At 60.4% G+C, this 23,704-nt stretch carries 26 protein-coding genes; 13 read left to right on the top strand and 13 right to left on the bottom strand.

Annotated elements, in window-relative coordinates; translation table 11 throughout:
* Positions 1 to 252: 252 nt before the first annotated feature.
* Entirely contained in the window at positions 253 to 1,236 is a 984-nt protein-coding gene (gene zntB, locus HMPREF3140_RS14070) for a zinc transporter ZntB (protein WP_004148192.1), read from the bottom strand.
* Between the two features lie 278 nt (positions 1,237 to 1,514).
* Between zntB and HMPREF3140_RS14065 the strand changes: the two genes are divergently transcribed.
* The 3 genes from HMPREF3140_RS14065 to HMPREF3140_RS14055 all read left to right on the top strand — a co-directional run bounded on the left by HMPREF3140_RS14065 (position 1,515) and on the right by HMPREF3140_RS14055 (position 3,770).
* On the top strand, positions 1,515 to 2,258 hold the full coding sequence (locus HMPREF3140_RS14065) for a DeoR/GlpR family DNA-binding transcription regulator (RefSeq protein ID WP_004213984.1): 744 nt from the start codon (positions 1,515 to 1,517) through the stop codon (positions 2,256 to 2,258).
* A complete protein-coding gene (locus tag HMPREF3140_RS14060; RefSeq protein WP_020324627.1) occupies positions 2,221 to 3,339 on the top strand; it encodes an oxidoreductase in 1,119 nt (372 codons plus the stop codon). The genes HMPREF3140_RS14065 and HMPREF3140_RS14060 overlap by 38 nt, the downstream gene beginning before the upstream one ends.
* Before the next feature lie 236 nt (positions 3,340 to 3,575).
* Complete coding sequence (locus tag HMPREF3140_RS14055; RefSeq protein WP_004176404.1) at positions 3,576 to 3,770, top strand: hypothetical protein; 195 nt, start codon at positions 3,576 to 3,578, stop codon at positions 3,768 to 3,770.
* A gap of 112 nt (positions 3,771 to 3,882) precedes the next feature.
* On the opposite strand, the gene HMPREF3140_RS14050 is transcribed toward HMPREF3140_RS14055, so the two are convergent.
* Positions 3,883 to 4,629, bottom strand: a complete 747-nt coding sequence (locus HMPREF3140_RS14050) for a hypothetical protein (protein ID WP_002902411.1) — start codon at positions 4,627 to 4,629, stop codon at positions 3,883 to 3,885.
* A gap of 250 nt (positions 4,630 to 4,879) precedes the next feature.
* Entirely contained in the window at positions 4,880 to 6,259 is a 1,380-nt protein-coding gene (locus tag HMPREF3140_RS14045; RefSeq protein WP_002902408.1) for an amino acid permease, read from the bottom strand.
* Between the two features lie 334 nt (positions 6,260 to 6,593).
* Between HMPREF3140_RS14045 and HMPREF3140_RS14040 the strand changes: the two genes are divergently transcribed.
* The 3 genes from HMPREF3140_RS14040 (at position 6,594) to HMPREF3140_RS14030 (ending at position 9,177) form a co-directional block, all read left to right on the top strand.
* Positions 6,594 to 7,073 (top strand): Lrp/AsnC family transcriptional regulator, encoded by a 480-nt coding sequence (locus tag HMPREF3140_RS14040; protein ID WP_002902405.1) that lies wholly within the window; start codon positions 6,594 to 6,596, stop codon positions 7,071 to 7,073.
* Between the two features lie 251 nt (positions 7,074 to 7,324).
* Positions 7,325 to 7,939: a YitT family protein gene (locus tag HMPREF3140_RS14035; protein WP_032411412.1), complete on the top strand. Its 615-nt coding sequence runs from the start codon at positions 7,325 to 7,327 to the stop codon at positions 7,937 to 7,939.
* Between the two features lie 38 nt (positions 7,940 to 7,977).
* Positions 7,978 to 9,177 carry an amino acid aminotransferase gene (locus HMPREF3140_RS14030; protein WP_021313166.1) on the top strand — a complete coding sequence of 400 codons (1,200 nt, stop codon included), beginning with the start codon at positions 7,978 to 7,980 and terminating at the stop codon, positions 9,175 to 9,177.
* Between the two features lie 28 nt (positions 9,178 to 9,205).
* On the opposite strand, the gene HMPREF3140_RS14025 is transcribed toward HMPREF3140_RS14030, so the two are convergent.
* Genes HMPREF3140_RS14025 through HMPREF3140_RS14015 form a run of 3 tightly spaced genes read right to left on the bottom strand, consistent with a single transcriptional unit; the run spans position 9,206 to position 11,695 of the window.
* Positions 9,206 to 9,874 (bottom strand): methionine ABC transporter permease, encoded by a 669-nt coding sequence (locus HMPREF3140_RS14025; protein WP_002902397.1) that lies wholly within the window; start codon positions 9,872 to 9,874, stop codon positions 9,206 to 9,208.
* A complete protein-coding gene (locus tag HMPREF3140_RS14020) occupies positions 9,867 to 10,880 on the bottom strand; it encodes a methionine ABC transporter ATP-binding protein (protein ID WP_032102808.1) in 1,014 nt (337 codons plus the stop codon). Before HMPREF3140_RS14020 ends, HMPREF3140_RS14025 begins: the two co-directional genes overlap by 8 nt.
* A gap of 8 nt (positions 10,881 to 10,888) precedes the next feature.
* A complete protein-coding gene (locus HMPREF3140_RS14015) occupies positions 10,889 to 11,695 on the bottom strand; it encodes a MetQ/NlpA family ABC transporter substrate-binding protein (protein WP_002902393.1) in 807 nt (268 codons plus the stop codon).
* 220 nt (positions 11,696 to 11,915) lie between these two features.
* On the opposite strand from HMPREF3140_RS14015, the gene HMPREF3140_RS14010 reads away from it, so the two are divergent.
* Positions 11,916 to 13,091 carry an aminotransferase class I/II-fold pyridoxal phosphate-dependent enzyme gene (locus tag HMPREF3140_RS14010; protein WP_004148182.1) on the top strand — a complete coding sequence of 392 codons (1,176 nt, stop codon included), beginning with the start codon at positions 11,916 to 11,918 and terminating at the stop codon, positions 13,089 to 13,091.
* Between the two features lie 44 nt (positions 13,092 to 13,135).
* Here the strand turns inward: HMPREF3140_RS14010 and HMPREF3140_RS14005 are convergent, their stop codons facing one another.
* Positions 13,136 to 14,170, bottom strand: coding sequence for an NADP-dependent oxidoreductase (locus HMPREF3140_RS14005; RefSeq protein ID WP_020804016.1), 1,035 nt, complete (start codon positions 14,168 to 14,170; stop codon positions 13,136 to 13,138).
* Positions 14,171 to 14,258: 88 nt separating this feature from the next.
* On the opposite strand from HMPREF3140_RS14005, the gene HMPREF3140_RS14000 reads away from it, so the two are divergent.
* Positions 14,259 to 14,807: a TetR/AcrR family transcriptional regulator gene (locus HMPREF3140_RS14000; RefSeq protein WP_004179582.1), complete on the top strand. Its 549-nt coding sequence runs from the start codon at positions 14,259 to 14,261 to the stop codon at positions 14,805 to 14,807.
* 54 nt (positions 14,808 to 14,861) lie between these two features.
* Here HMPREF3140_RS14000 and HMPREF3140_RS13995 read toward each other — a convergent pair whose 3' ends face one another.
* Together HMPREF3140_RS13995 and HMPREF3140_RS13990 are read right to left on the bottom strand one after the other, a co-directional pair.
* Positions 14,862 to 15,773, bottom strand: a complete 912-nt coding sequence (locus HMPREF3140_RS13995; protein ID WP_070553012.1) for an NmrA/HSCARG family protein — start codon at positions 15,771 to 15,773, stop codon at positions 14,862 to 14,864.
* The gene (locus tag HMPREF3140_RS13990) at positions 15,766 to 16,635 is read right to left on the bottom strand and encodes an MBL fold metallo-hydrolase (protein WP_020324664.1); all 870 of its coding nucleotides are present in this window, start codon (positions 16,633 to 16,635) and stop codon (positions 15,766 to 15,768) included. Before HMPREF3140_RS13990 ends, HMPREF3140_RS13995 begins: the two co-directional genes overlap by 8 nt.
* 87 nt (positions 16,636 to 16,722) lie before the next feature.
* On the opposite strand from HMPREF3140_RS13990, the gene HMPREF3140_RS13985 reads away from it, so the two are divergent.
* Positions 16,723 to 17,646, top strand: coding sequence for a LysR family transcriptional regulator (locus HMPREF3140_RS13985; RefSeq protein WP_032411407.1), 924 nt, complete (start codon positions 16,723 to 16,725; stop codon positions 17,644 to 17,646).
* 19 nt (positions 17,647 to 17,665) lie between these two features.
* On the opposite strand, the gene HMPREF3140_RS13980 is transcribed toward HMPREF3140_RS13985, so the two are convergent.
* Positions 17,666 to 18,571 carry a LysR family transcriptional regulator gene (locus HMPREF3140_RS13980; RefSeq protein ID WP_032411405.1) on the bottom strand — a complete coding sequence of 302 codons (906 nt, stop codon included), beginning with the start codon at positions 18,569 to 18,571 and terminating at the stop codon, positions 17,666 to 17,668.
* Between the two features lie 143 nt (positions 18,572 to 18,714).
* Between HMPREF3140_RS13980 and HMPREF3140_RS13975 the strand changes: the two genes are divergently transcribed.
* Together HMPREF3140_RS13975 and HMPREF3140_RS13970 are read left to right on the top strand one after the other, a co-directional pair.
* Positions 18,715 to 19,644: an aromatic alcohol reductase gene (locus HMPREF3140_RS13975; protein ID WP_032411403.1), complete on the top strand. Its 930-nt coding sequence runs from the start codon at positions 18,715 to 18,717 to the stop codon at positions 19,642 to 19,644.
* 25 nt (positions 19,645 to 19,669) lie between these two features.
* Positions 19,670 to 19,876: a YdgH/BhsA/McbA-like domain containing protein gene (locus HMPREF3140_RS13970; protein ID WP_070553011.1), complete on the top strand. Its 207-nt coding sequence runs from the start codon at positions 19,670 to 19,672 to the stop codon at positions 19,874 to 19,876.
* 50 nt (positions 19,877 to 19,926) lie between these two features.
* On the opposite strand, the gene HMPREF3140_RS13965 is transcribed toward HMPREF3140_RS13970, so the two are convergent.
* Entirely contained in the window at positions 19,927 to 20,805 is an 879-nt protein-coding gene (locus HMPREF3140_RS13965) for an AraC family transcriptional regulator (protein WP_004151595.1), read from the bottom strand.
* Between the two features lie 158 nt (positions 20,806 to 20,963).
* Between HMPREF3140_RS13965 and HMPREF3140_RS13960 the strand changes: the two genes are divergently transcribed.
* Complete coding sequence (locus HMPREF3140_RS13960) at positions 20,964 to 21,719, top strand: SDR family NAD(P)-dependent oxidoreductase (RefSeq protein WP_004151596.1); 756 nt, start codon at positions 20,964 to 20,966, stop codon at positions 21,717 to 21,719.
* 4 nt (positions 21,720 to 21,723) lie between these two features.
* Here HMPREF3140_RS13960 and HMPREF3140_RS13955 read toward each other — a convergent pair whose 3' ends face one another.
* Positions 21,724 to 22,317, bottom strand: coding sequence for a TetR/AcrR family transcriptional regulator (locus tag HMPREF3140_RS13955; RefSeq protein WP_004212337.1), 594 nt, complete (start codon positions 22,315 to 22,317; stop codon positions 21,724 to 21,726).
* 73 nt (positions 22,318 to 22,390) lie between these two features.
* Between HMPREF3140_RS13955 and bdcA the strand changes: the two genes are divergently transcribed.
* Positions 22,391 to 23,104, top strand: a complete 714-nt coding sequence (gene bdcA, locus HMPREF3140_RS13950; protein WP_032411401.1) for an SDR family oxidoreductase — start codon at positions 22,391 to 22,393, stop codon at positions 23,102 to 23,104.
* 66 nt (positions 23,105 to 23,170) lie between these two features.
* Here the strand turns inward: bdcA and HMPREF3140_RS13945 are convergent, their stop codons facing one another.
* Complete coding sequence (locus HMPREF3140_RS13945; protein ID WP_004179572.1) at positions 23,171 to 23,665, bottom strand: hypothetical protein; 495 nt, start codon at positions 23,663 to 23,665, stop codon at positions 23,171 to 23,173.
* Positions 23,666 to 23,704 lie beyond the last annotated feature (39 nt).

The following is a 23,704-nucleotide window of genomic DNA, read 5'->3' as shown; positions in this document are numbered from 1 at the left end:
TCTTAGTAAGGGTAGAAGCTGGTCCGGAGAGCGCAAAAAAAAAGCCGACTCAACAAAGCCGGCGTCGTACGAATCAATTGTGCTATGCAGTAATTCAAAAAAGGAAGTAAGACAATATGGAGCGCAACGCCCATCGCTTGACGTTGCATTCACCTGCGAGAGAGATATTGCCCTGAATGGGTAGATGGTTTATTGATTTCGCTCAAACATTGCCGGGTTTTCCCGGCACTACAGCCGCTAAAAGGCGATTCTTTACAGCCATTTACTGCGATGTAACCACCACGCAACACCACCGATGACAACGACTAACATCAAGCAGAAAAGGCTAAACCCCAGATGCCAGCTGTTGCCAGGGATCCCGCCGAGGTTGACGCCGAACAGGCCGGTTAAAAAGGTGCTGGGTAGAAACACCATCGCCATCAATGACATGGTATAGGTCCGCCGCGCCAGCGACTCCTGCATAATCTGGGCGATCTCGTCGCTCATGATCGCCGTCCGCGCGATACAGCTGTCGATCTCATCCAGACCGCGCCCCAGCCGCTCGGCGATATCCTGCATTCGCCGCCGCTGATCGTCACTCATCCACGGCAGCCGCTCGCTGGCCAGCCGGGCATAAACGTCGCGCTGCGGCGCCATATAGCGGCGCATCACAATCAGCTGCTTACGCAGCAGCGCGAGAAATCCGCGCGGCGGCACCTGCTGATCGAGCAGGTCGTCTTCCAGGTCGATAATGCGATCGTGCAGTTGTTCGATAAACTCGCTGGCATGATCGGTCAACGCATCGCAGACCTCCACCAACCAGCTGCCGCCGTCCGTCGGGCCATTACCTTCCTTCAGGTCGCCCAGCACATCGTCCAGCGCCAGCACTTTGCGCTGACGAGTGGAGACGATCAGCCGCTCATCCATATACAGGCGCATCGCCACCAGCTGGTCGGGCCGCTCATCGGTACTGCCGTTGATACAGCGCAGGGTGATCAGCGCCCCGTCACCGATCCGCGTCACCCGCGGCCGGGTGCTCTCCCCCGCCAGGGCATCGCGTACGTTATTGGGCAGCAACGGGGTGGCCGCCAGCCAGTCGGCGCTGTCGCTATGGGTATAGTTGAGATGCAGCCAGCAAGGCTTGTCTTTGTCGATAATATCGTCATCGGCGAGCGGCTTAACGCCCCCCTGCCCGTCGAGCACCCACGCGAAGATCGCGTCCGGTATCTGCAACTCCGAGCCTTTAATCGCGTCCACTCAACCTCCGTTAATCCATATCTGCTAAATTACGCGCCTTCTCTATAAGGTACGCGAAAGCGCGCATTCTTGCTTTTAATGACCCGGAAATACAGGCCTAGTCGCTTCATTGAAAAGCGCTTTCGCCCCGGTCGCGGCGCTCCCCTCATTTAACGTTAAAACTTAGTGAAATCAAGTTCTTCACGATTCAACACATACAGAGCGACGTTTTGCCGTTTATTTTGCAACTTCTTGCTGTATTATGCTGTTTATTGCGTTAATTTGCGGAGTCAATAGCCATGCATAAGCTCGCCAGGCAAAAACATATTCTCGACAGGCTTAGCGAAACCGGTCAGCTGAGCATCAGCGAACTGGTTGCAGAGCTGCAGGTGTCGGCCGATACCATTCGCCGCGATCTGAGCGACCTGGAACAACAGGGCGTGCTGCAGAAAAGCCACGGCGGGGCCATCGCCCTTAACGTCCCGGCCATGACGCGCCAGGGCAGAAACGCTCTTCTCACCCAGACCAAGCAGCGCCTGGGTCAGCAGGTCGCCGCGCGCATTCCCTCTGGCTCGACGCTGTTTCTCGACGCCGGAAGCACGCTGTTGGCGGTGGCAGCCCAGCTGAAAGGGCCGTTGACCGTGATCACGGCATCTCTGGATATCGCTCAGCTGTTCAGCGACCGTGCCGATATCCAGCTGATCCTGCTTGGCGGCCAGTGGGATAGTAAACAACGGCTGTTCGCCGGCAGCGCCACCCTGGCGCTGGTCACCCGCTACCGGGCCGATATCGCCATTCTCGGCGCCTGCGCGCTCCATGCCGGGCTGGGGCTGAGCGCCAGCCAGGAAGCTGATGCCGACGTTAAACGCGCCATGCTGGCCGCCAGCGCCGAGCACTGGCTGGTGGCGGACCATACCAAACTCAACCGCTGCGAACCGTGGCGGGTGGCCGGGCTCAGCGACATTCACCATCTTTTTCTTGATCGTCCCTGGGCTGAGCTGGGGGATGACCCCGCCCTCTCTGTACATATTGCTGACGCTTAACAACGTGGAGAACCTGATGAGTAACAACACGATAAATATCGCCCTGATTGGCTACGGATTCGTCGGTAAGACCTTCCACGCGCCGCTTATCCGTTCGGTGCCGGGGCTGAACCTGGCGTTCGTCGCTTCCCGCGATGAAGAGAAGGTCAAACGCGACCTGCCGGACGTCACGGTGATCGCCTCCCCGGAAGCTGCGGTCCAGCATCCGGACGTTGACCTGGTGGTCATCGCCTCTCCTAACGCCACGCACGCCCCGCTGGCCCGCCTGGCGCTGAACGCCGGCAAACATGTGGTGGTGGATAAGCCCTTTACCCTCGATATGCAGGAGGCCCGGGAGCTGATCGCCCTGGCGGAGGAGAAACAGCGTCTGCTCTCCGTCTTCCATAACCGCCGCTGGGACAGCGACTATCTCGGGATCCGTCAGGTGATTGAGCAAGGCACCCTCGGCGCGGTGAAACATTTCGAGTCGCATTTCGACCGCTTCCGCCCGGAAGTCCGCGTCCGCTGGCGCGAGCAGAACGTCCCGGGCAGCGGCTTGTGGTTCGACCTGGGGCCGCACCTGATCGACCAGGCGCTGCAGCTATTTGGTTTGCCGCAGTCGGTGCAAGGTAACATAGCCACCCTGCGCGACGGGGCGGAGATCAACGACTGGGCGCATGTGGTATTAAACTACCCGGCGCATAAAGTGATCCTGCACTGCAGCATGCTGGTCGCGGGCGGCTCGTCGCGCTTCACCGTGCACGGCGATAAAGGTAGCGTTATCAAAGCGCGGGCCGACCAACAGGAGAGCCAGCTGCTGGCGGGCGTGGTACCGGGCAGCGCCGGCTGGGGCCAGGATGACGACCCGCTGGTTATCTATGATGCCTCGCTGCAGGCCCACGCGCAGGCTACCCCGCAGGGCGATCAGCGCCAGTACTATATGCTGATCCGCGATGCGCTGAAGGGCCAGATCGCCAATCCGGTGCCGCCGGTGGAAGCGCTGGCGGTGATGGCCGTTCTGGAAGCGGCGGTGCGCTCTGCTGAAAGTGGTATGGTGCAGACCCTGGACCTGTCCGACGACGAGCGCAACACGCTGCGCTAATCCGCCCTGTTCTCCGGTTACCTGCGCGGCCCGCAGGTAACCGCTACTTTTGCGCCACCTTAGAAAAAATCACTATCTATCCGCAGATTAACATTGCTTTATCCTGCTCCATGGTGCAAAGCACCGCTGGAAATTTCAGCCAATTGGGAGGAGGATAGAATGCAGATCGATCGTAATGAGAAAGAGGTTGCTGACGCTGTGGACGCGGCAACCGTACTACCGGACAGGAGAAGCGCATGTATTACACGTTAGGAGATACCACTCTCCATTTTTATCGCTATCAGTGCAAATTTTACGTCGCCCACTGGGAAGGGGGTAACGTGATGAGCGAAAAATTTAAATCGTTTATCGAACAGATCACTGAGAAGACCGGGCTGGATGCGAAACGCGTCGAGACCGCCGCGCGCGATTATTTTACTAACGTGGATTAACAGGCAGTGCTGTTCGTAAGAGACAAGCTGGTGCGGTAGCCGCGCAGGCTAACCCCACCTTTCACCGCCAGGACGCCTCGCGCCGCCTGGCGGCTTCTCTATTCTGCCAGCATTAAACGGTAGTCAGTTTTGCCAGAATGGCGGCGAAGGCGTCATTAACCTTATCGCCGGCGAGCAGTTTTTTACGCAACGTGAAGCTTCTGCCGCTGGAACGGATCAGCAGCCGGACTTTCGCATCATTATTGCTGCGTTCAACTACGGCAACATCCCGCAAGGGAATAACGTAGGTATCGGCATAAAGCCCCGGCGTAAATATCATCGACTCGCCGCTCACGCCAATCACCACCCGATTTTGCAGACGATAGCCATTGCACAGCGCAACAATACCGGCGGCAATAAATACTCCGCCTATCCCCATGCCAATCATTAAAATAATGATCCCGGCGATGAGCGCCAGCGCCCCTTGGGGATAAAAGCCTGAGGCATTAAAGGTTAATAGCTGCTGGTTATCAGCCTCGCCCACTGCCGTGGTTGATCGCCAGGGCGTAAATCCGGCGTTAATCCGCGTTTGCAAGCTGAACAGACTACCCACCAGAAAGATCACGCTGGCGGGCACCATCACGATGCCGCCAACAAACGCCAGGACGATGGCCAGATAAGGGTAGCGGCCTGACAGCATTATGCTGATCGCCTGAACCACCACGGCAATAAACAGGGCCAGCACCAGCCAGGACCATACGCCGTCCGCCCGACTATGGAAGTTCAGCTGTCCTTCATCAAGTAATAAATTTCGCGCGACAAAACAGATAATAATATTGACGAACAGGCCTATCCAGGCCAGCTTGTGCACATGCTTCATACCCTACTCCATTATGGTTTTTACTATTCCATTTCCAGGCATTATTAAATACAGTCTCAATGCCGGCTGGATAGTAGCAAAGCGGTACGCAAGATCAATAAAAAGCGCGCGGTCTCCTCACATTCTAATTTATATTCAGCGTGATATTGTTAGTTATCATTTATCGTAATTATATAAACCATCCTATATATTGGCGCTATATATTTTCAGCGCAATAATATCGCCCTGCCGCCAGGCAGGGCGTCGCAGATTAACGCTCCTCAAGCGCCGCCACCGGCGCCGGCGCGCTTTTCCTGCGCAGCAGATAGCCTGCAGCAAGGATCAGCAGCCATACCGGGATCAGGCAGACGGAGATGCGGATGTCCGGGGTCAGATACATCACCCCGAGGATCGCGGCGAGAAACAGCAGACACAGCCAGTTTGTCAGGGGATAGGCGAAACTCTGGAAAGCCGTTACCTTCCCCGCCCGCTGCATGGCGCGGCGGAACTTAAGATGAGTGATGCAGATCATCGCCCAGTTGATGACCAGGGCGGCCACCACCAGGGCCATCAGCAGGGCAAAGGCTTTCCCGGGCATCACATAGTTAATCACCACGCAAAGCGCCGTGGCGACGGCGGATACCGCCAGGGCGGTCAATGGGATCCCGCGGTGGTTCACCCGCAGCAGCGCACGCGGGGCGTTGCCCTGCTGAGCCAGGCCGAACAGCATCCGGCTGTTGCAGTAGACGCAGCTGTTGTAGACCGACAGCGCGGCGGTGAGCACCACCAGATTGAGGGCGTTGGCCACAATATTGCTGTCAATGGCGTGAAAGATCAGCACAAAGGGGCTTCCCCCTTCCACGACGTTCCGCCACGGGTAGAGTGACAGCAGGACCGCCAGCGACCCCACGTAAAACAGCAGAATACGGTAGATCACCTGGTTGGTGGCTTTGGGAATGGTTTTATGCGGTTCGTCGGCTTCCGCCGCGGTGATCCCCACCAGCTCAAGCCCGCCGAAGGAGAACATGATCACCGCCATGGCCATCACCAAGCCCGTGATGCCGTTAGGGAAAAATCCCCCGTCCTGCCACAGGTTGGCCACCGTCGCCGCCGGGCCGCCGTGACCGCTAAATAACAGATAGCAGCCAAAGGCGATCATGCTGATGATGGCGGCCACTTTGACAATCGAGAACCAGAACTCCAGCTCGCCATACACTTTGACGTGCGTCAGGTTGATGGCGTTGATCGCCACGAAGAAGATCGCCGCCGACAGCCAGGTGGGTACCTCCGGCCACCAGTACTGAATATAGATCCCCACCGCCGTCAGCTCCGCCATGCTTACCAGCACGTACAACACCCAGTAATTCCAGCCGGACATAAACCCGGCGAAGGGCCCCCAGTAGCGGTTGGCGAAATGGCTGAACGACCCCGCCACCGGCTCCTCTACCACCATTTCGCCAAGCTGACGCATGATAAAGAAAGCGATAACCCCGGCGATGGCGTACCCCAGCAGGACCGACGGGCCTGCCATACGGATCGTTTGCGCGATACCTAAAAACAGTCCGGTGCCGACCGCCCCCCCGAGGGCGATCAACTGGATGTGGCGGTTTTTTAACCCGCGTTTTAACTGATGCTCTTGCTGCGTTGTCATCTCTGACCTGCCCCTGTCTGTAAAAAGTCACGTTCGCCGGTAGCAACTTTCAGGCCAGCGGAGCGTCTTGCAGCGTCAGACAAAAATTAATTAATTGAAATATATTCAAATATTCTTTTCAAATCAGTTCCGGTAGCTGGTCATGTCGGCGCCGACCTGGCGCATCACACGCGAAAACTGGCCAGATAACGCACAGATCATGAGAAAAAGAGCGGATTAATGCATGAACCTGACCCGTTTTGGTGCACCCGGTTTGCCGCCGTCCGCTCAGGCTTCACGCCAGGCAAAAAACTGTTAGGCTGGTAGCCACTTTTACGTTCCGCTAGTGGCCACTATGTACAACATCGACGACTATGATCTGAAAATACTTACCCTGCTGCAGGCCAATGGCCGTTTAACCAATCAGGAGCTGAGCGAGCTTATCGGCCTGTCCGCTTCCCAGTGTTCGCGCCGCCGTATCGCCCTTGAACAGGCACAGCTTATCCTCGGCTACCATGCGCGTCTGGCGCCGGATGCCGCCGGGCAGGAGATGCTTGGCCTGATTGAGGTGCGTCTGCTGAATCACACCCCGCAATGCGTGGAGAGCTTTCATCAGATGCTCAGTGAAGTGGACGCCATTCTGGACGCCTGGAAAACCACCGGCGACGCCGATTATCTGCTGCGGGTAACGGTCCCGGACCTGCCCGGTCTGAGCCATTTGATCAGCCATATTCTGGCGCAAAACAAAGGGGTGGCCCATCTGAAAACCGCCGTCGTGCTCAACCGCCTTAAAGAGAACGGCCAGCTGATGCCGGGCACGACCCCGCTGCGCTGAACCGGGGCACAGTGCCCTGCGCTGGTGCAGACGCGGGGCCAGACAATGCGCGACAAGCGGCAAATTCGCACAATTCACGCATTCGGAAACCATAAAGCGCACGACCCGTGCAATTTCCTCTTCCTGTCAGAACAACAGGTTAGGCTAAACCACGGCTATTTTTTCCGCAAACGCTCGCCAGGGCACGCTCCTCTGGTGCGATTTTTGCAAACAAGAGCTTATCCTTGTTAACGAAAAGATAGTGCTTATTTATGGATAACGTCCTTTCCCCTGAAAAACTGACCCACACCTGGCTGGAGGATGCCCTGGCGCTGCTGTTCGGCACGCTGATGATCTCCTTTGGCATTATCCTCTTTCGCCAGGTTGGCGCCCTGACCGGCGGGACGGCGGGCATGGCCTTTCTGATCCACTACGCCACCCACTTGCCGTTCGGCGTGGTTTTCTTCGCCATTAATCTGCCCTTCTACTGGCTCTCCGTCCGGCGGATGGGCGCCGCCTTCACGCTGAAAACCTTCTGCGCGGTCGGACTGGTGTCGCTGTTCTCCGACCTGCACGGCTACTTTATCCATGTCGATCGCCTGAACCCCTATTACGCCACCCTCTTCGGCAACATCATGGTCGGCATCGGCTTTGTGGTGCTGTTCCGCCATAAAGCGAGTCTCGGCGGCGTCAATATTCTGGCCCTCTATCTGCAGGATAAAAGCGGCATCAGCGCCGGTAAATTCCAGATGGTAGTGGACGCCTGCATCGTCACCGCCTCGCTGTGGGTGGTTAGCCTGCCGATGCTGCTGGTCTCTGTCCTCGGCGCCGTGATTTTGAATTCGATTATCGCCATGAACCACCGCCCCGGACGCTATGCGGTGTAATGGCTTCACCTTTAACGGTCATTTCAGGAGTAACCACTGTGTTCCAGAACGTTGACGCCTACGCGGGCGATCCTATCCTGTCCCTGATGGAAGCCTTTCAACAGGATCCCCGGGCAGACAAAGTTAACCTCAGCATCGGGCTGTACTATAACGAGCAGGCCATCATTCCTCAGCTGGAGGCGGTCCGTCAGGCCGCTGACCGGCTGCAGAGCCAGTTGCAAAAGGCCAGCCTCTATCTGCCGATGGAGGGACTGGCGCCCTATCGCCGCGCCGTCCAGACCCTACTGTTTGGCGAACATCATCCGGCGTTGCGTGCCGGACGCATCGCCACCATCCAGACGCTGGGCGGCTCCGGCGCGCTGAAGGTGGGCGCAGATTTCCTCAAGCGCTACTTCCCCGACTCCGCGGTCTGGGTCAGCGATCCGACCTGGGAGAACCATGTGGCCATCTTTGCCGGGGCGGGCTTCGAGGTGCATACCTATCCCTGGTTCGACAGGGCCACCCGCGGGGTCAATTTCCCCGCTATGCTTGCCGCCCTCCAGCAGCTCCCGCCGCGCAGCATCGTGCTGCTCCATCCTTGCTGCCATAATCCGACGGGGGCCGATCTCACCCCCGAGCAGTGGGATCGGGTGATTGAGGTGGTGATCGCCCGGGAGCTGATCCCGTTCCTCGATATTGCCTACCAGGGCTTTGGCCGCGGGCTGGATGAAGATGCCTATGCCATTCGCGCCATCGCCAGCGCCGGGCTGACGGCGCTGGTCAGCAACTCGTTCTCGAAGATTTTTTCGCTGTACGGCGAGCGCGTCGGCGGCCTGTCGGTGGTCTGTGACAACGCCGATGCCGCCGGGCGCGTGCTGGGCCAGTTGAAAGCCACCGTGCGCCGCAACTACTCCAGCCCGCCGGGGTTTGGCGCCCAGGTGGTGTCGCAGGTGCTCAACGATCCCGAGCTGAATGCCCTGTGGCAGGAAGAAGTGGAGGCCATGCGCACCCGCATCAGCGCCATGCGCGTCGCGCTGGTGAAGGCCCTGCAGGAAGCCCTGCCGGCGGGGGATTTTTCCTATCTGCTGACCCAGCGCGGCATGTTCAGTTACACCGGCTTTAGCGCCGATCAGGTAGACGTTCTGCGTCAAGAGCATGGCATCTATCTGATCGCCAGCGGTCGGGTCTGCGTGGCCGGGCTCAACCACGGCAATATTGCGCGGGTAGCCAGCGCCTTCGCCGCGGTCTGCGCACGCTAGCCGGGTCAACCCCGGCGCGGTAGAGCGATTAATCGCGACGCAGCCGGCGAGCCAGGCGGGTCCCCAGCGTCTGAATAAGCTGGACAATAACAATCAGCACCAGGGCGGTAGTGAGGGTGGCGAAAGCGTCGAAGCGCTGATAGCCATAGGTAATAGCCAGATCCCCGATTCCCCCGCCGCCCACTGTACCCGCCATGGCTGTGGCGCCGAGCAGACCGATGGTCGCCGTGGTGAGGGCCAGAATCAGCGATGCCGCCGCCTCCGGCAGCATAAAGTGCCAGACAGTCTGCAGCGGGGTTGCGCCCATGGCGTCCGCGGCCTCGAGGATCCCCTCATCCACCTCCAGCAACGAGCTCTCCACTAATCGGGCAATGTAGGGGGCGACAAAGACGATCAGCGGCACGATGGCTCCCGCGGTGCCGATAGTGGTGCCCACCAGCAGTCTGGTAAAGGGCAGGATCACAATCAGCAAAATGATAAACGGCAGCGAGCGCAGCACGTTAATCAGCGGATTCAGCGCCTGATGCACCACCGGGTTGGCCACGATGCCGCCGGGACGGCAAACCACCAGCACAATCCCCAGTGGGACGCCGATCAGCGCGCCAAAGCCCAGCGAGACGGCGACCATAATCAGCGTGTCATGCAGCGCCAGCAGAAACTGATCCCCGGTGATGGCGGTATCAATAAGATCAAACATGGGTGATTTTCACTCCTGCATCGACCAGATGGGTGATGGCGCGGTCGGTTTCGTCAGGCTCGCCGAGAAGCTGCACAATCATAAATCCCAGAATCCGGCCCTGAACTTCAGACATGCTGGCAAACAGGATATTCACCTCGACAGCATACTCGCGGATCAGGTGGTTAATAATCGGCTGCTGCGCCGTCGCGCCGACAAATTCGAGGCGTAAAGCCCGGGCGCCGTTATCGCGCTGCAGGAACGACGCCACCCGCTGCGGCAGGCGGTCGTGCACCACCGACTGCACGAAACTGGCAGTGACCGGATGCTGCGGCTGAGCAAAGAGATCAAAAACCGCCCCCTGTTCAACGATACGGCCCGCCTGCATCACCGCCACCTTGTGACAGATTTTCTGGATCACCGACATCTCATGGGTGATCAGTACGATGGTGATACCATACCGACGATTAATCTCCTGCAAAAGCAGTAAGATCTGCACCGTAGTGTGGGGGTCGAGCGCCGAGGTGGCTTCATCGCACAGAAGGACCGACGGGTTGGTGGCCAGCGCCCGGGCAATACCGACCCGCTGCTTTTGTCCGCCCGACAGCTCATTAGGGTAGCTGTGGATTTTGTCGCTCAGATCGACGAACGCCAGCAGTTCCGCCACCCGCGCATGGATAAAGGCCTTGTCGCGCCCCTGTAAAATAAGCGGGATGGCGATGTTATGAAAAACGGTTTTCGAATTCAGCAGATTAAAATTCTGAAAGATCATGCCGATATCTTTTTTGATGGCCTGCAGGCGCTGGCCGCTGCAGGCCTGTAGCGGCTCGCCGTTTAACAGTACCTCGCCCTCGCCAGGCGTTTCCAGACGATTAATCAGCCGTAATAAGGTGCTTTTTCCTGCCCCGCTGTAGCCAATAATGCCAAAAATATCGCCTCGCTCAATGCTGAGATTAATATCCTGCAAGGCCAGAACCGGATGTCCTTTCCTGGAAAAGCTTTTACTGACGTGGCGAAATTCTATCATCGCGTTATTCATTTTAAATAGTCAGGCAGCAGGTAACCATCATACTGCGGATGGCTGAGAATATATTTTTTGAACTCGGCCGAGTGGTAGCCATCGATAATATCTTTGGCAAACTGCGCCTTCTGATTTTTACCGGCGACGGTCACGACATTAATAAAATGGCTGGTGGCTGCTTCCAGCTTTAATGCCGAGGTCAGGGACATACCGCTGGAGACGGCAAAATTGCCCTGAATCAGGCCATAGTCGACGTCCGGCAGAGCGCGAACCTGCTGGGCATTATCCATCTCTTTTAGGACAATTTTGTAAGGATTATCTACGATGTTACGCTGCGAAAAAGTGGCCGGATCGCTGTCTGGTTTAATTTTCACCCAGCCAAGGCTCTCCAGCACCAGTACCGCGCGATATTCATTTGACGGCTGGTTTGGTACCGACACGACGGTGCCCGCCGCCGGGGTCCCCAGGGTGGTCAGTTTCCCACCATACAGCCCCATCGGCGGCGTGGGGACCTGCACAATGCCCACGTTATCGATCCCCAGCCGCTCATTAATTGCTTTCAGATATACCGGATGCTGCATAATATTCGCTTCGATATCGCCGCGGGCTACCGCGTCATTCACCTGAATACCGTCGCTGAAATCCTTATATTCGATTTTATACCCTTTACTCAATAAATAGGGCGCGACGCCTTTCTCAAATTGTTCTTTATACGGCCCGGGGTTAAAGCCGACGCGGATAAGATGAGCGTCGGCGGCGGCATAAAAAGAGGTGGCCGACAACAGGGCGAGAGCGATCCCGCGGGCAACTGACTTGTTCATAAGGTATTTTCCTGGAGGGTTGGCGATATTGAACGATTAAATCACAGCCGATTGTGGGTTGTAAGCCAGAACGCCGAATTTCCTTTTGCTAATTCCTCATTAACTTTTGCTATACCGACATATCTTAAAAACAAGAATCTTTTGCGTATATTGTTATTTAGCCAGCCGCTATAAATCCCTTAAAGATGGTCAATTATTCGTGATTTAAACCGGGAATGTTATGCCTGATTTTACTGCTTCGCCGCTGGTGGACGCCCTTGAAGAGAATCTGTTCAGCCTGCTGGAAAAACTGGCCGCGGAGGTCAACACCGAAGCGCTGCCGCTGATCGATCTTTCCAGCGGCAGTCCGGATCAACCCACCCCGCCGGAAGTGATTGACTCGCTGCAGAGCGCTATTCATCGTCGTGAAAACCATGGCTACCCGTCGTTCTGGGGCAAACCACAGGTCCGCGAGGCGATCGCCCGGTTCTATCGCCGGCAGTATGATGTGGAACTCGATCCGCACAGCGAAGTCGCCGTGTTTCAGGGGTCGCATATCGGTATAGGCGGCATCCCGCGGGCGCTGCTCAGCCCCGGGCAATACCTCATCTCCACCGATCCCTGCTATCCGATTTACCGCTCGGCGGCGCTGCAGTCCCAGGCGGCGTTTTATGGCCTGCCGCTCAGGGCGGAGAACCATTTCCTGCCGGATTTTAACGATCTTCCCCGGGAAGTCGCTGACAAGGCCGGGCTGGTGGTGCTTAACTATCCGCATAATCCAACCGGCGCCCTCGCCACGCCGGCGCTGTTCGCCAGCGCGCTGCAGTTTGCTCGTCGTCACCAGGTGCCGATCCTCCATGATTTTGCCTATGCGGCCATCGGCAGCGCGGCCAGCGATGCGCCGCTGAGCCTCTTCTCCCAGCCCGACGCGAAAGCATGGGGAGTGGAAACCTATACTTTTTCCAAGACCTTTAATATGGCCGGCTGGCGCTTCGGCTTCGCGGTCGGCAACGCCTCGATTATCCGGGCGTTTAAAAAGCTGCACACCCATAGCTACAGTACGGTGTTTGGCGCGATTCAGGATGCGGCGATCGCCGCGCTCAACCTGCCGGCCGAACGGATTGCGCAGCTGACGGCGGTCTATCATCAACGTCGGGAGTGGGTTCTGCGTCGACTGGCTGCGCTGCGCTGGCCGGCGCGTGACGCACAAGGCACTTTCTTCCTCTGGCTCGGCGTACCGCCCGGCTACCGTTCGCAGGAGTTTGCCCGTCTGCTGCTGCAGGAAGCGCATATTCTGGTGGCGCCGGGCACTGGTTTTGGCGCAGGGGGGGAAGGATTTATTCGCATCAGCCTGACCGCAGGGGACGAGGCGCTGAGCAACGCGCTGGACCGTCTTGCCCGGCTGGCGCTGTTTTAGTCCGCCGCCGGGAGAAGCAAAAACGCAACCCTGGCCGTCGGGGATTACCCGGCTGACGAGTCCATCACCGACAGCACGATTTTGCCCTCAAGATGCCCCTGCGCTGCTCGCTCATGCGCCATCTGCGCCTGCGCAAGGGGGAAAACGCTGTCAATTGCAACCTGGATGACCCCGGCGTCCAGCAGGTCGGCAAGCCGGGCGAGCTGCGCGCCGCTGGAGCGTACCTGGGTGGTTGAGACCGTCACTCCGCGCTGTCGCGCCTCTTCCGCCCCGGCAAAGCCGAGCGGAAAGATCGGGTACAGCGCGCCGCCGGGTCGCAGGGTACGCAAAAAACGGCCGCTGGCCGGCCCGCCCGGCGCATCAATGACCAGGTCCAGGTCACGCACCGTCTCTTCCACTGCGGTGGTTGTATAGTCGATAACGCTATCCGCGCCGAGCTGACGTAAGAAGGCTTCATGGCGGCCCGCGGCGACGGCAATCACCTCGGCACCCTGCCACTTTGCCAGCTGCACGGCGAAATGACCGACTCCCCCTGCCGCACCGTTGACCAGGACGCGTTTACCCGCCAGCGGCACCGGCCGATGCGGCCCCGGCTGCAGCGGATTCGCCACCTCATGCCCGGGATCGATCATGAACTGCCAGGCTGTGAGGAGCGACATCGGCACCGCGGCGGCCTGCTGATGGCTCAGGGTTAGGGGTTTGCGAGCGAGGTCGCTGACCGGCACGCTAACGTACTCGGCGTAAGCGCGGCTGCCCCCTGCCGCCCCTTCGGGAAAACGCGCCATAGCATACACTTCGTCGCCGACCGCCACCTCCCGGACGTCATCCGCCCGCGCCACCACCACCCCGGAGAGATCGGTCCCGAGGATCAAGGGAAAGCGGACCTCGGGCCGCCACTCCGGGGGCAGCTGTTGATAGCCATCGCGCAGATAGCTGTCCGGCGGGTTCACGCCCACCGCGTGCACCTGTACCAGTACTTCACCGGCCTGCAGGACCGGCATGGGCGCATCCTCATAGCTCAGGACTTCCGGCCCGCCAAAGGCGTGCTGTTGAACGGCCTTCATCATCTGCGTCGACATCGCTTTCTCCTCATATGGAAATGCGTTATATTTAACGGAGCACCGCTCCGAATATATGGAGCAGTGCTCCGATTGTCAAGGAACGCCAATGAGAGCTGATGCCAGAAAAAATTATGACCTGTTGATCGAGGTGGCCCGGGACGTCTTTGTGGAGCAAGGCGCTGAGGCCTCGCTGCGCGATATCGCCCGCCGGGCGGGCGTCGGAATGGGAACCCTCTACCGCCACTTTCCCAACCGCGACAGCCTGCTGGAAGCCCTGCTCCGCAGCCGCTTTGCGGCGCTAACCGCCCGGGCTGAGTCGCTTCTGCTCGCCGCCGATCCTGCCGCGGCGCTGCTGGAGTGGCTGGCCGAGAGCGTGGCGTTTACCCATCAGCATCGCGGGATCATCGCCCCGCTGATGAGCGCCATCGACGATCCTGAGTCCGCCCTGCACAGCGCCTGCGTTGCCCTGCGCGCCGCCGGTACGTCGCTGCTGACCCGCGCGCAGCAGGCCGGGCTGGCACGGCCAGATCTCAGCGGAGAGGAGCTGTTCGATCTGATCGCCGCGCTTGCCTGGCTGCGGGAGCAACCGTCCCATGCCCCGCGCGCAGAGCGGATTTTAGCGGTGCTGGCCGACGCGATCCTGACTGCCGGCTAGCGGCGGCCGGTCACCGACGAGACAGCGCGCCTGGCGCTAACGAAACGCCCGCCTTTAACGATCAAACGCCCAGCTGGCCGCGCTGGTCAGCGCCCGCTCGAAGGCGGGACGGCCGGGGCCGGCCAGCCAGCCGGCGAAGGTGTGCAGCTGCGGGTGCAGCTGGCGCATGGCGTCGAGGTCGGCGTGCCCGGCCAGCCGCCCGTCGTCCACCAGCCCGGTCAGCTTGTGCAGAAAAGGACTGGCGGCCAGCACCTCGTCGGAAAATCGCGAATAGGGGATCGGCCGTCCCGCCGCCGCGGAGAATAACCCCTCCAGCTGACAACCGGTCACGCTGTCGCTGGCGATCTCGAACGTCTTGCCGGCAAACCGCGCCGGCGCGGCAAAAACCGCCGCGACAAGATGGCCGATATCCTCCACCGCCAGCACCTGCATTCTCCCCTCCGGCAGCATAAAAAATTGAAAACGACCTTCATCAAGGCCAAAACCAGGCATCACCAGCAGCTCCATAAAGGTGGCGGGCCGCACGATGGTCGCCGCCAGCGGCAGGCGGCGAATATGCCGTTCAATTTCCGCTTTGGTGTCATAATGCGCTACGCCGGTCGGCGTCTCCCCCGTCGCGCTGCCGGAGCTGTACACCAGATGCTTCACCGCGCACTCGACGGCGAGATCGGCGATGGTTATCCCGTAGCGTACCTCCTGCTCATCGGTCACCGTCCCTCCCGGCGAACTGGGCTGGACGCTGAAGACGCCGTCGACCCCGGCCATCGCCGACCGCATTGCCGCCCGGTCTTCAAAGGTACCCACCACCAGCTCGGCTCCCCGCGCCGCCAGCGCAGCGGCCCCGGCGGAGAAAGGATCCCTGACCAGCGCCCGAACCCGCCAGCCGCGGTGCAGCAGCGCCCGCGCCACCGAGCCGCCCTGCTGACCGGTGGCGCCAAAAACCAACACGGTTTGCGCATTATTCATCACTGTTCCCCTTATCTGCAGCCTGTTTCCCGGCCTCTCGCCAGCGATAGTCACCTTGCTTATCCTTCTCCAGCCAGCCGCAGGAAGGCCCGGCAAAATGCCCGGTGAACCATTGAGCATGATGGCTTGCCCCCCACGCCATCATCTCCCGTCGCGAGACTTCCGCCTGCCGGGGATCGCCGCAGAACGCTGAATTCCACTGCGGATGGGCAAACTGGATCGGGGAATGCAGAAGATCGCCGGAGAAACAGGCGTAGTCATCTCCAGCGGCGAGGACCAGCGCGGCATGGTCCGGACTGTGGCCGGGGGTGGGAATAAAGTCGATCCGTCCGCCGACCCGCGGCCGGGTCGCCACATCGACGGTCTCCAGCTGGCCGGCCTCAATCACCGGCAGCAGGCTGTCAAGCCACAGCGCCCGGTAGCGTTCGCTGTTTTTCACCCGCGACAGCTCTTTTGCCGAGCACAGATAGCGGGCGTTGGGAAACAGCGGCACCCAGCGATCGTCCTGCCAGACGGTATTCCATCCGACATGGTCGGTATGCAGGTGAGTCAGTAGCACCAGGGTCACGTCCTCCGGGTTCACCCCCGCGGCGCGGAGATTCTCCAGATACGGCGTGTTAAGTTGATGATAGAGCGGATTGCCGCCGCGCTCCCGACCATTGCCGGTGGCGGTATCGATAACAATCAGATCGTGGGGGGTCTGCACCACCCAGCTGTGGATTGACAGCGCAATCGGCTGAATAACGGCCTCCGCCTCCGCTACCGGGAACGCCTCTGGATAGAGCGCCGCCGGCTGCAGGGAAATCTCGCGCTCCGGCACTTTGAAAATCAGGCTATCGCCTGTCTGGTAAGTTTGCATCACTCCCTCCGCGCGCATTGCGCTGATTGATTTATCGGGGTGATATTCACTATGCTGCCGGGATAACCCACATTCAAATTGATTATCATAATGAACAAAATCATTGAAAATGATTTTAGTCGTATCGATCTGAATCTGTTGACAGTCTTGATGGTGCTGTACCGCGAAGGGAGCGTCACCCGCACCGCAGAGGTACTCCATCTTGGCCAGCCGGCTATCAGCGGGGCGCTGAAACGGCTGCGCGAGATGTTTGACGACCCGCTGTTCGTCCGCAGCGCCAGAGGCATGCTGCCGACGCCGCGGGCGCAAGCGCTGATGACCGACCTGCAGCCGCTGATGGAAAACCTGCATTCGGCGATGTTTGGCGCCGGAGAGTTCGTCCCGGCGCGCGCGCAGCAGCTTTTTCGCATCGGCCTCAGCGACTGGAGCGAACACTGGCTGATGCCCCCGCTGTTACCCGGGCTGATGCAGGAGGCGCCCGGAGTCTCACTGCAGTCGATAGCCGCCGACCCCTTCCAGGTTCGCCAGTTGCTGGAGGAGGAGCGCATTGATGTCGCGGTGTCTGTCAACAAACAGAGCCGTGGGGAGGTGGTCAGCGAGCCGGTGATGTCCATGGGAGTCACCACCCTGTGGTCGCCGCAGCAGATCCCCTGCCGCGGTCCGCTGTCGGTGAGCGACTTTGTCGCCTGGGAACATGTGATGGTGGCCTATCGCGAAACCGGCCACGGTGAAATTGACCGCCAGCTCGCCAGCCAGGGGCTCGCGCGGCGCGTGCGCTTTGCCACGCAGAATTTCTCCACCTTTCCCCTGCTGCTGACCACCCTGCCGCTGTTCGCCACCGTCCCGCAGGGGCTGGCGCAGCGCTGGCAGGCGCAGTATGCGCTGCGCGCGGACGCTCCGCCGGTAGCGTATCCGGAATTTACGCTGTGCATTTTGCGGCACAAACGGCGGGCGCAGGATCCGGCGCTGAACTGGCTGGTGACGAAGTTAAAACAGGCCATGCACGGCCAATAACCGGGCCGATGCCCCGGCATCAGGCCTCGCTGTGCGGGGGTTGCAGCACGCGCCTGCTCCAGTCATAAAACGCGCGCACCGCCGGCGGCAGATAGCGGTTTTGCGGATAGACCAGCGACAAGGGAAGATCAGAAACGGCCTGCTCCAGACAGGCGACCAGCGCCCCGCTCTGCAGATAAGGTTGCGCCAGATAGCTGGCGACGCGGATCAGGCCCAGCCCCTGAATGCCGGCCTGAATGTAGGCATCGGTATCGTCGACCACCAGCGTCTCCCGCATGCGGATCGCGCAGTCGCCTTCATCGATGGAGAAAAGCCAGTCGATGGTCCGCCCGGTACGGTGATTCAGGTAGCCCACCGCCCGATGCTGGTGCAGTTCGTCGATGCTCTGCGGCCGGCCGTGGGCCGCGAGCCAGGCCGGCGAGGCGAGGACCATCCAGCGGTAGCGGGCCAGAGGACGCGCCACCAGGGTGGTGGAATCTTCGATCCGCCCGGTACGGATCACGCAGTCGAATCCCTCCTGAATAATATCTTCAACGTTGTCGCTTGAGCAGAGGATCAGCTCCAGGTCGGGATACTGCTGCAAAAACTCGCCGATCCTCGGCAGAATGCAGTGGCGGGCAAGGGATTGCGGCATCCCTACCTTGAACCGCCCGGCGGGCTGAGCCGAGCGCCCGGGAAAGGAGGCTTCCATCGCCGCCATCTCGGCCAGCAGCCTTTTACACTCCTCATAATACCGGCGACCCTCCGCCGTCACGCTGAGCTTGCGGGTGGTGCGCTGGAGAAGCTGCGCCCCGAGCCAGGCTTCCAGCTCCTTCACCACCCGCGATACCGTGGAGCGCGGCTGCCCGAGCACCTCCGCCGCGCGGGCGAAGCTGTGGGCATCCACGACCGCAACATAGACCTGCATGGCATCCAGTTTGTCCATTTCGTTACCTCCCCCCCCGGCGCTCATTATCCCAATATTACGAACAGTCTAACCCGAAACGCTGTACTTATCGAATGTCGACCGTCCCCCTACACTGAGCCTGTAGCCCGTCAACACAAGGCTTAACTGAGCAAGGAGTTAAAATGAAAACTGATAATTTTAATCATGCGGAAAAGGTATTGGTGCTGGGAGCGGGACAACTGGGCGCCGCCGTTCTTGATGCGCTGGTGCCTGCGGTAATCGAGCGCCAGGGCACGGTCTCGGTCATCGTCTCGCCGGCGGCCTGGGATGAAGCCGGCCAGCTGCGGTCGGCAAACCATCAGGCGCTGGCCGACGCCGGAGCCACCTTCCTCGCCGTCGACATCGCCGGTAGCGCCATGGAGACGCTGGCCGATCAGTTTCGCGGATTCACCACCGTGATTAACTGCATGGGGTTTGTCGCCGGTCCGGGGACACAGCTGAAAATTACCCGCGCGGTGCTGGCGGCCGGGGTACCCCGCTATTTTCCCTGGCAGTTTGGCGTCAATTACGATGTGGTAGGCAAAGGCAGCGGTCAGCCGGTCTGGGACGAGCAGTACGATGTCCGGACCCTGCTGCGCGCGCAGCGGGCCACGGAGTGGGTCATTGTCTCCACCGGGATGTTTACCAGCTTTCTCTTCGAAGCAGACTTCGATGTAGTGAATTTATCCAACCGAACCCTTCACGCCCTTGGCAGCTGGGATACCCAGGTGACCGTCACCTCACCGGCGGATATTGGCCGCCTGACCACGGCGATTTATCTGCATCAGCCGCGGATCGTCAACGAGGTGGTGTTTGTTGCCGGCGAAACGACCTCTTACCGGCAGTTGGCGGATACCGTGGAGCGCGTAACGCAGCAGACGTTCAGCAAAGCCGTCCACACCCTGCCCGCCCTGCTGGAGCAGCTGCGGACAAACCCGGATGACGCCATGCTGCGCTATCGCGCCGCCTTCGCCCGGGGGGATGGCGTGTGGTGGCCGATGGGCGACACCTGGAATGCCCGCCACCAGCTGCCGACCCAGGACATTGCCGGCTGGCTGCAGACCGCGCGCTGATTTTCTCTCACAGGACAGAATGACGATGAACAAGTTAATTCCACTGATCGTATTGAGTTGTCTGCTGCCCCTGGCGGCAAATGCCAGAGCCATCACCGCCACCGGCGATACCCTGGACCACGCGGAGAGCAAAATCCGCCAGCATGCCGCCCGCGAGGGCGTGACTACCTATCGCATCACTGAAGCGCGAATGGGCAACAAAGTGCATATCACAGCGAAAATCGCGGACTAAACCACCGGCGTCAGGCTCAGGGATGAGCTGCCGGCAGCCCGCGCGCCAGGTCAGGCGCTCATTTTTTCCCGTCGACGATCGCGGCCCGGCGGCGCGCCATACAGGCGAGCGTATTCCCGGGTGAACTGCGACACGCTGATATAGCCCACCTCCCCGGCAGCCTGTGCAATACTCATCCCTTCCGCCAGCATCAGGCGGCGGGCGTGGATCAGGCGTAACTGCTTCTGAAACTGCAGCGGCGACAGCGTGGTCATGGCGCGGAAATGACGGTGAAAGACAGAGACGCTCATCCCGGCGGCGTCGGCCAGCGCGTCGACGCTGACTGGCTGCATAAAATCCCGGCGCAGCATCGCCACCGCCCGACGGATCCGCGCCGAATGGCTGTCTACGGCGCCCAGCGCCCGGATGGCCGGCCCATGGACACTCTGCAACAGCCAGTAATGCAGCTCCCGCCGCAGACCTTCCCCCAGCACCGCCAGCGCCCCCGGTTGATCAAACAGCCTTGCCAGCCGGTAAGCGGCATCCGTCACATCGGCGTTCATCGGTTCGATACCAACGCGGGGCGCCTCATCCGGCCCTGACGGCCCGGCCTCCTGCAGCTCGCGCAGGATAGCCAGGTCCAGCTCCAGCACCAGCGCGTAATAGGGAAAACGCTGACTGGCCTCGGTGATCTGGCTGGTAGTGGGAACATCCGCGGCAATCACCATCGCCTCGCCCGGACCATAGTCAAAGCTGGCCAGGCCGGTGGTCACGCTCTTACGCCCCTGGAGCAGCATGGCCACCAGCGGCCTGGCGATAGCCGCCTGCAGGTCACCAGGATGCAGGGCCCGCACCAGAGTAATACCGGGAACCGGGGTAACTGCCACCCCGCTGCTATCGACATGAGCATCGGCAAACCGGCGGCAGAGATCGAACAGAGCGTCGCGCATAAGATCCTTTCAGGCAAGTTTTAAAGCCTGAGTATGCGCTATTTCCCGGCAAAAGGGAGTGAACGGAGAGAAATGGGCAAAAAATAACAAGGATTGGGCAACCCGGCCCGGTGAGCCTCTCCTATTGTAAGGACTCCACATACCAGAGAGGACCGAACATGACTAAGATTGCACTTATTACCGGCGCCAACCGCGGCCTTGGCCGTCAGACCGCACTGGATATCGCCCGCCAGGGTGGGGATGTCATCGTCACCTACCGCGGCAGTCTCGAACAGGCGGAAGCGGTGGTCGCCGACATCCGCGCCCTGGGCCGCAAGGCCATCGCCCTGCCGCTGGATATGGCGCAAACCGCCAGCTTCCCGGCCTTCGCCGACAGCCTCGGCAGCGCGCTGGCCAGCGTCTGGGGGCGGGCCACTTTCGACCACCTGATCAATAACGCAGGGCACGGCGAATTCGCCCCGCTGGCCGAAACGCGCGAAGCGCAGTTCGACGGGCTGTTTAACGTCCACGTTAAGGGGGTATTTTTTCTCGTACAAACCCTGCTGCCGCTGCTGGCAGACGGCGGGCGGATCGTTAACTTTTCCTCCGGGCTGACCCGCGTCTCCTATCCTGGCTTCTCCGCCTACGCCGCCGCCAAAGCGGCTGTGGAGATGCTGAGCGTGTACATGGCCCGCGAGCTGGGCGGGCGCGGCATCACCGTCAATACCATCGCCCCCGGCGCTATCGCCACCGATTTTGGCGGTGGGCTGGTGCGGGACGACGCAGAGGTAAACGCGCAGTTTGCCGCCATGACGGCGCTGGGACGGGTGGGCGTTCCCGAGGATATTGGGCCGATGATCGCCAGCCTGCTACGCGACGATAACCGCTGGGTGACCGCCCAGCGGATCGAGGTGTCGGGCGGACAAACCATCTGACGACTCAGGCTGGCAGGATGCGCTCCAGCGCCAGGCCTGCCAGCCGCACGGTCTCCAGAAGACGCGGCAGACTATCCCCTTCCCGCGCTTTCGCCGACAGGCCAAGCATCAGCGTATCCATATAGTCAGTCACCCGCAGCGCGTCCTGCGGGCGATGGCGGGCGATATACTGCTGGATTTTGGCTCTTGCCGCAGCATGCCATTCGCCTGCCGCCACCCGGGCATCAGCATCCTGACAATGTACCCCCTCCAGCACCAGGCAGCCGGCGGCGGCCGGATCGGCCACATAGCGGCGAGCCGCCTCCTGCAGTACGGCGATGAGCGACGCCGCCACCGGCTGGTCGTCTCGCAGCAGGGCATCGATGGGAATGGCCCCGATCTGGCTGTAGCGCTGCAGGACGCGGGTATACAGCCCGAGCTTGCTGCCGAAAGCGGCATAAAAGCTCGGGGGATTGATGCCGAAAGCGTGGGTCAGATCGGCCACGCTCACCGCGTCGTAGCCTCGCGCGTGGAAGAGGCGTTGCGCCGTTTCAATGGCCTGTTCCGCATCAAACTGGCGGGGACGTCCTGGAGTACGCCCTTGTTTTGTAGTGGTCACTATATTAATCCTTGACAGCTTGTTTAGCCGCAGCATATTGTAATCATCACTACAATATCATGAGGTGCGGGATATGACAGCGTTTCACAACAAATCAGTGCTGGTTTTAGGCGGGAGTCGGGGAATTGGCGCGGCGATCGTCAGGCGTTTTGTCGCCGATGGCGCGTCGGTGGTGTTTAGCTATTCCGGTTCGCCGCAAGCGGCCGAGCGGCTGGCGGCAGAGACCGGCAGCACGGCGGTGCAGGCGAACAGCGCCGATCGCGATGCGGTGATAAGCCTGGTCCGCGACAGCGGCCCGCTGGACGTGTTAGTGGTCAATGCCGGGATCGCGCTTTTCGGTGACGCTCTCGAGCAGGACAGCGATGCCATCGATCGCCTGTTCCGCATCAATATTCACGCCCCCTACCATGCCTCCGTCGAAGCGGCGCGCCGCATGCCGGAAGGCGGGCGCATTATTGTCATCGGCTCAGTCAATGGCGATCGCATGCCGTTGCCGGGAATGGCGGCCTATGCGCTCAGCAAATCGGCCCTGCAGGGGCTGGCGCGCGGCCTGGCGCGGGATTTTGGCCCGCGCGGCATCACGGTCAACGTCGTCCAGCCCGGCCCAATTGATACCGACGCCAACCCGGAGAACGGCCCGATGAAAGAGCTGATGCACAGCTTTATGGCCATTAAGCGCCATGGCCGTCCGGAAGAGGTGGCGGGAATGGTGGCGTGGCTGGCCGGTCCGGAGGCATCGTTTGTCACTGGCGCCATGCACACCATCGACGGAGCGTTTGGCGCCTGATACCTCAGGGCGGCGATGCGCGCTTTGCACCGCCGCCGCGGGAACGTCATCGCCTGTCAAGGATCTTCAGGCCAGGCTGTCGACCGCCATAAAAAAGCGATCTTCGGTAAGCATAAGCCGCGCTTCCGGGGACTGGTGCGCCTTGCGGATCATCCAGCCCTCCTCCGGGGCCAGGCTCAGATAAAACACCTCCCGGGAGCCCGCGCCGTCGGGCGCCTCAAGACTCAGGGTCACGATCCCCTTTTCCACGCCATCCAACAGCTGCTGCGGCACGATATTGACGCTGCGCTCGCCGTTTTGCAGACGAATGGCCGGGATATCGTAGCGGCAGATGCCGCTGTTGAGGCTGTAGCCAAGGGTACTTAGGTCGTGGAGATGGCGGGTCGAAATCACCACCTCAATACCGGTTCCATCAAACCACTGACTTATCTGCTGAGCCAGCGCCGCCATCTGCTGACGAAACCTGGCGATATCCGCGGCGGCCGACCCGTCGAGGGCCGCTGTCCGCCGCGGATTTTGCTGTTGCTGCAGTTTCTTAAAAAAACGTTCCCTCGCTGTCACGTTATCTCCCTGTGCTGTGATGAAACCGGTTGGGCTGGA

It is taken from the genome of Klebsiella sp. HMSC16A12, from assembly GCF_001808265.1.
In the GTDB taxonomy this organism is placed as follows: Bacteria; Pseudomonadota; Gammaproteobacteria; order Enterobacterales; family Enterobacteriaceae; genus Klebsiella; species Klebsiella pneumoniae.
This window is presented reverse-complemented; position numbering and strand designations above follow the sequence as displayed.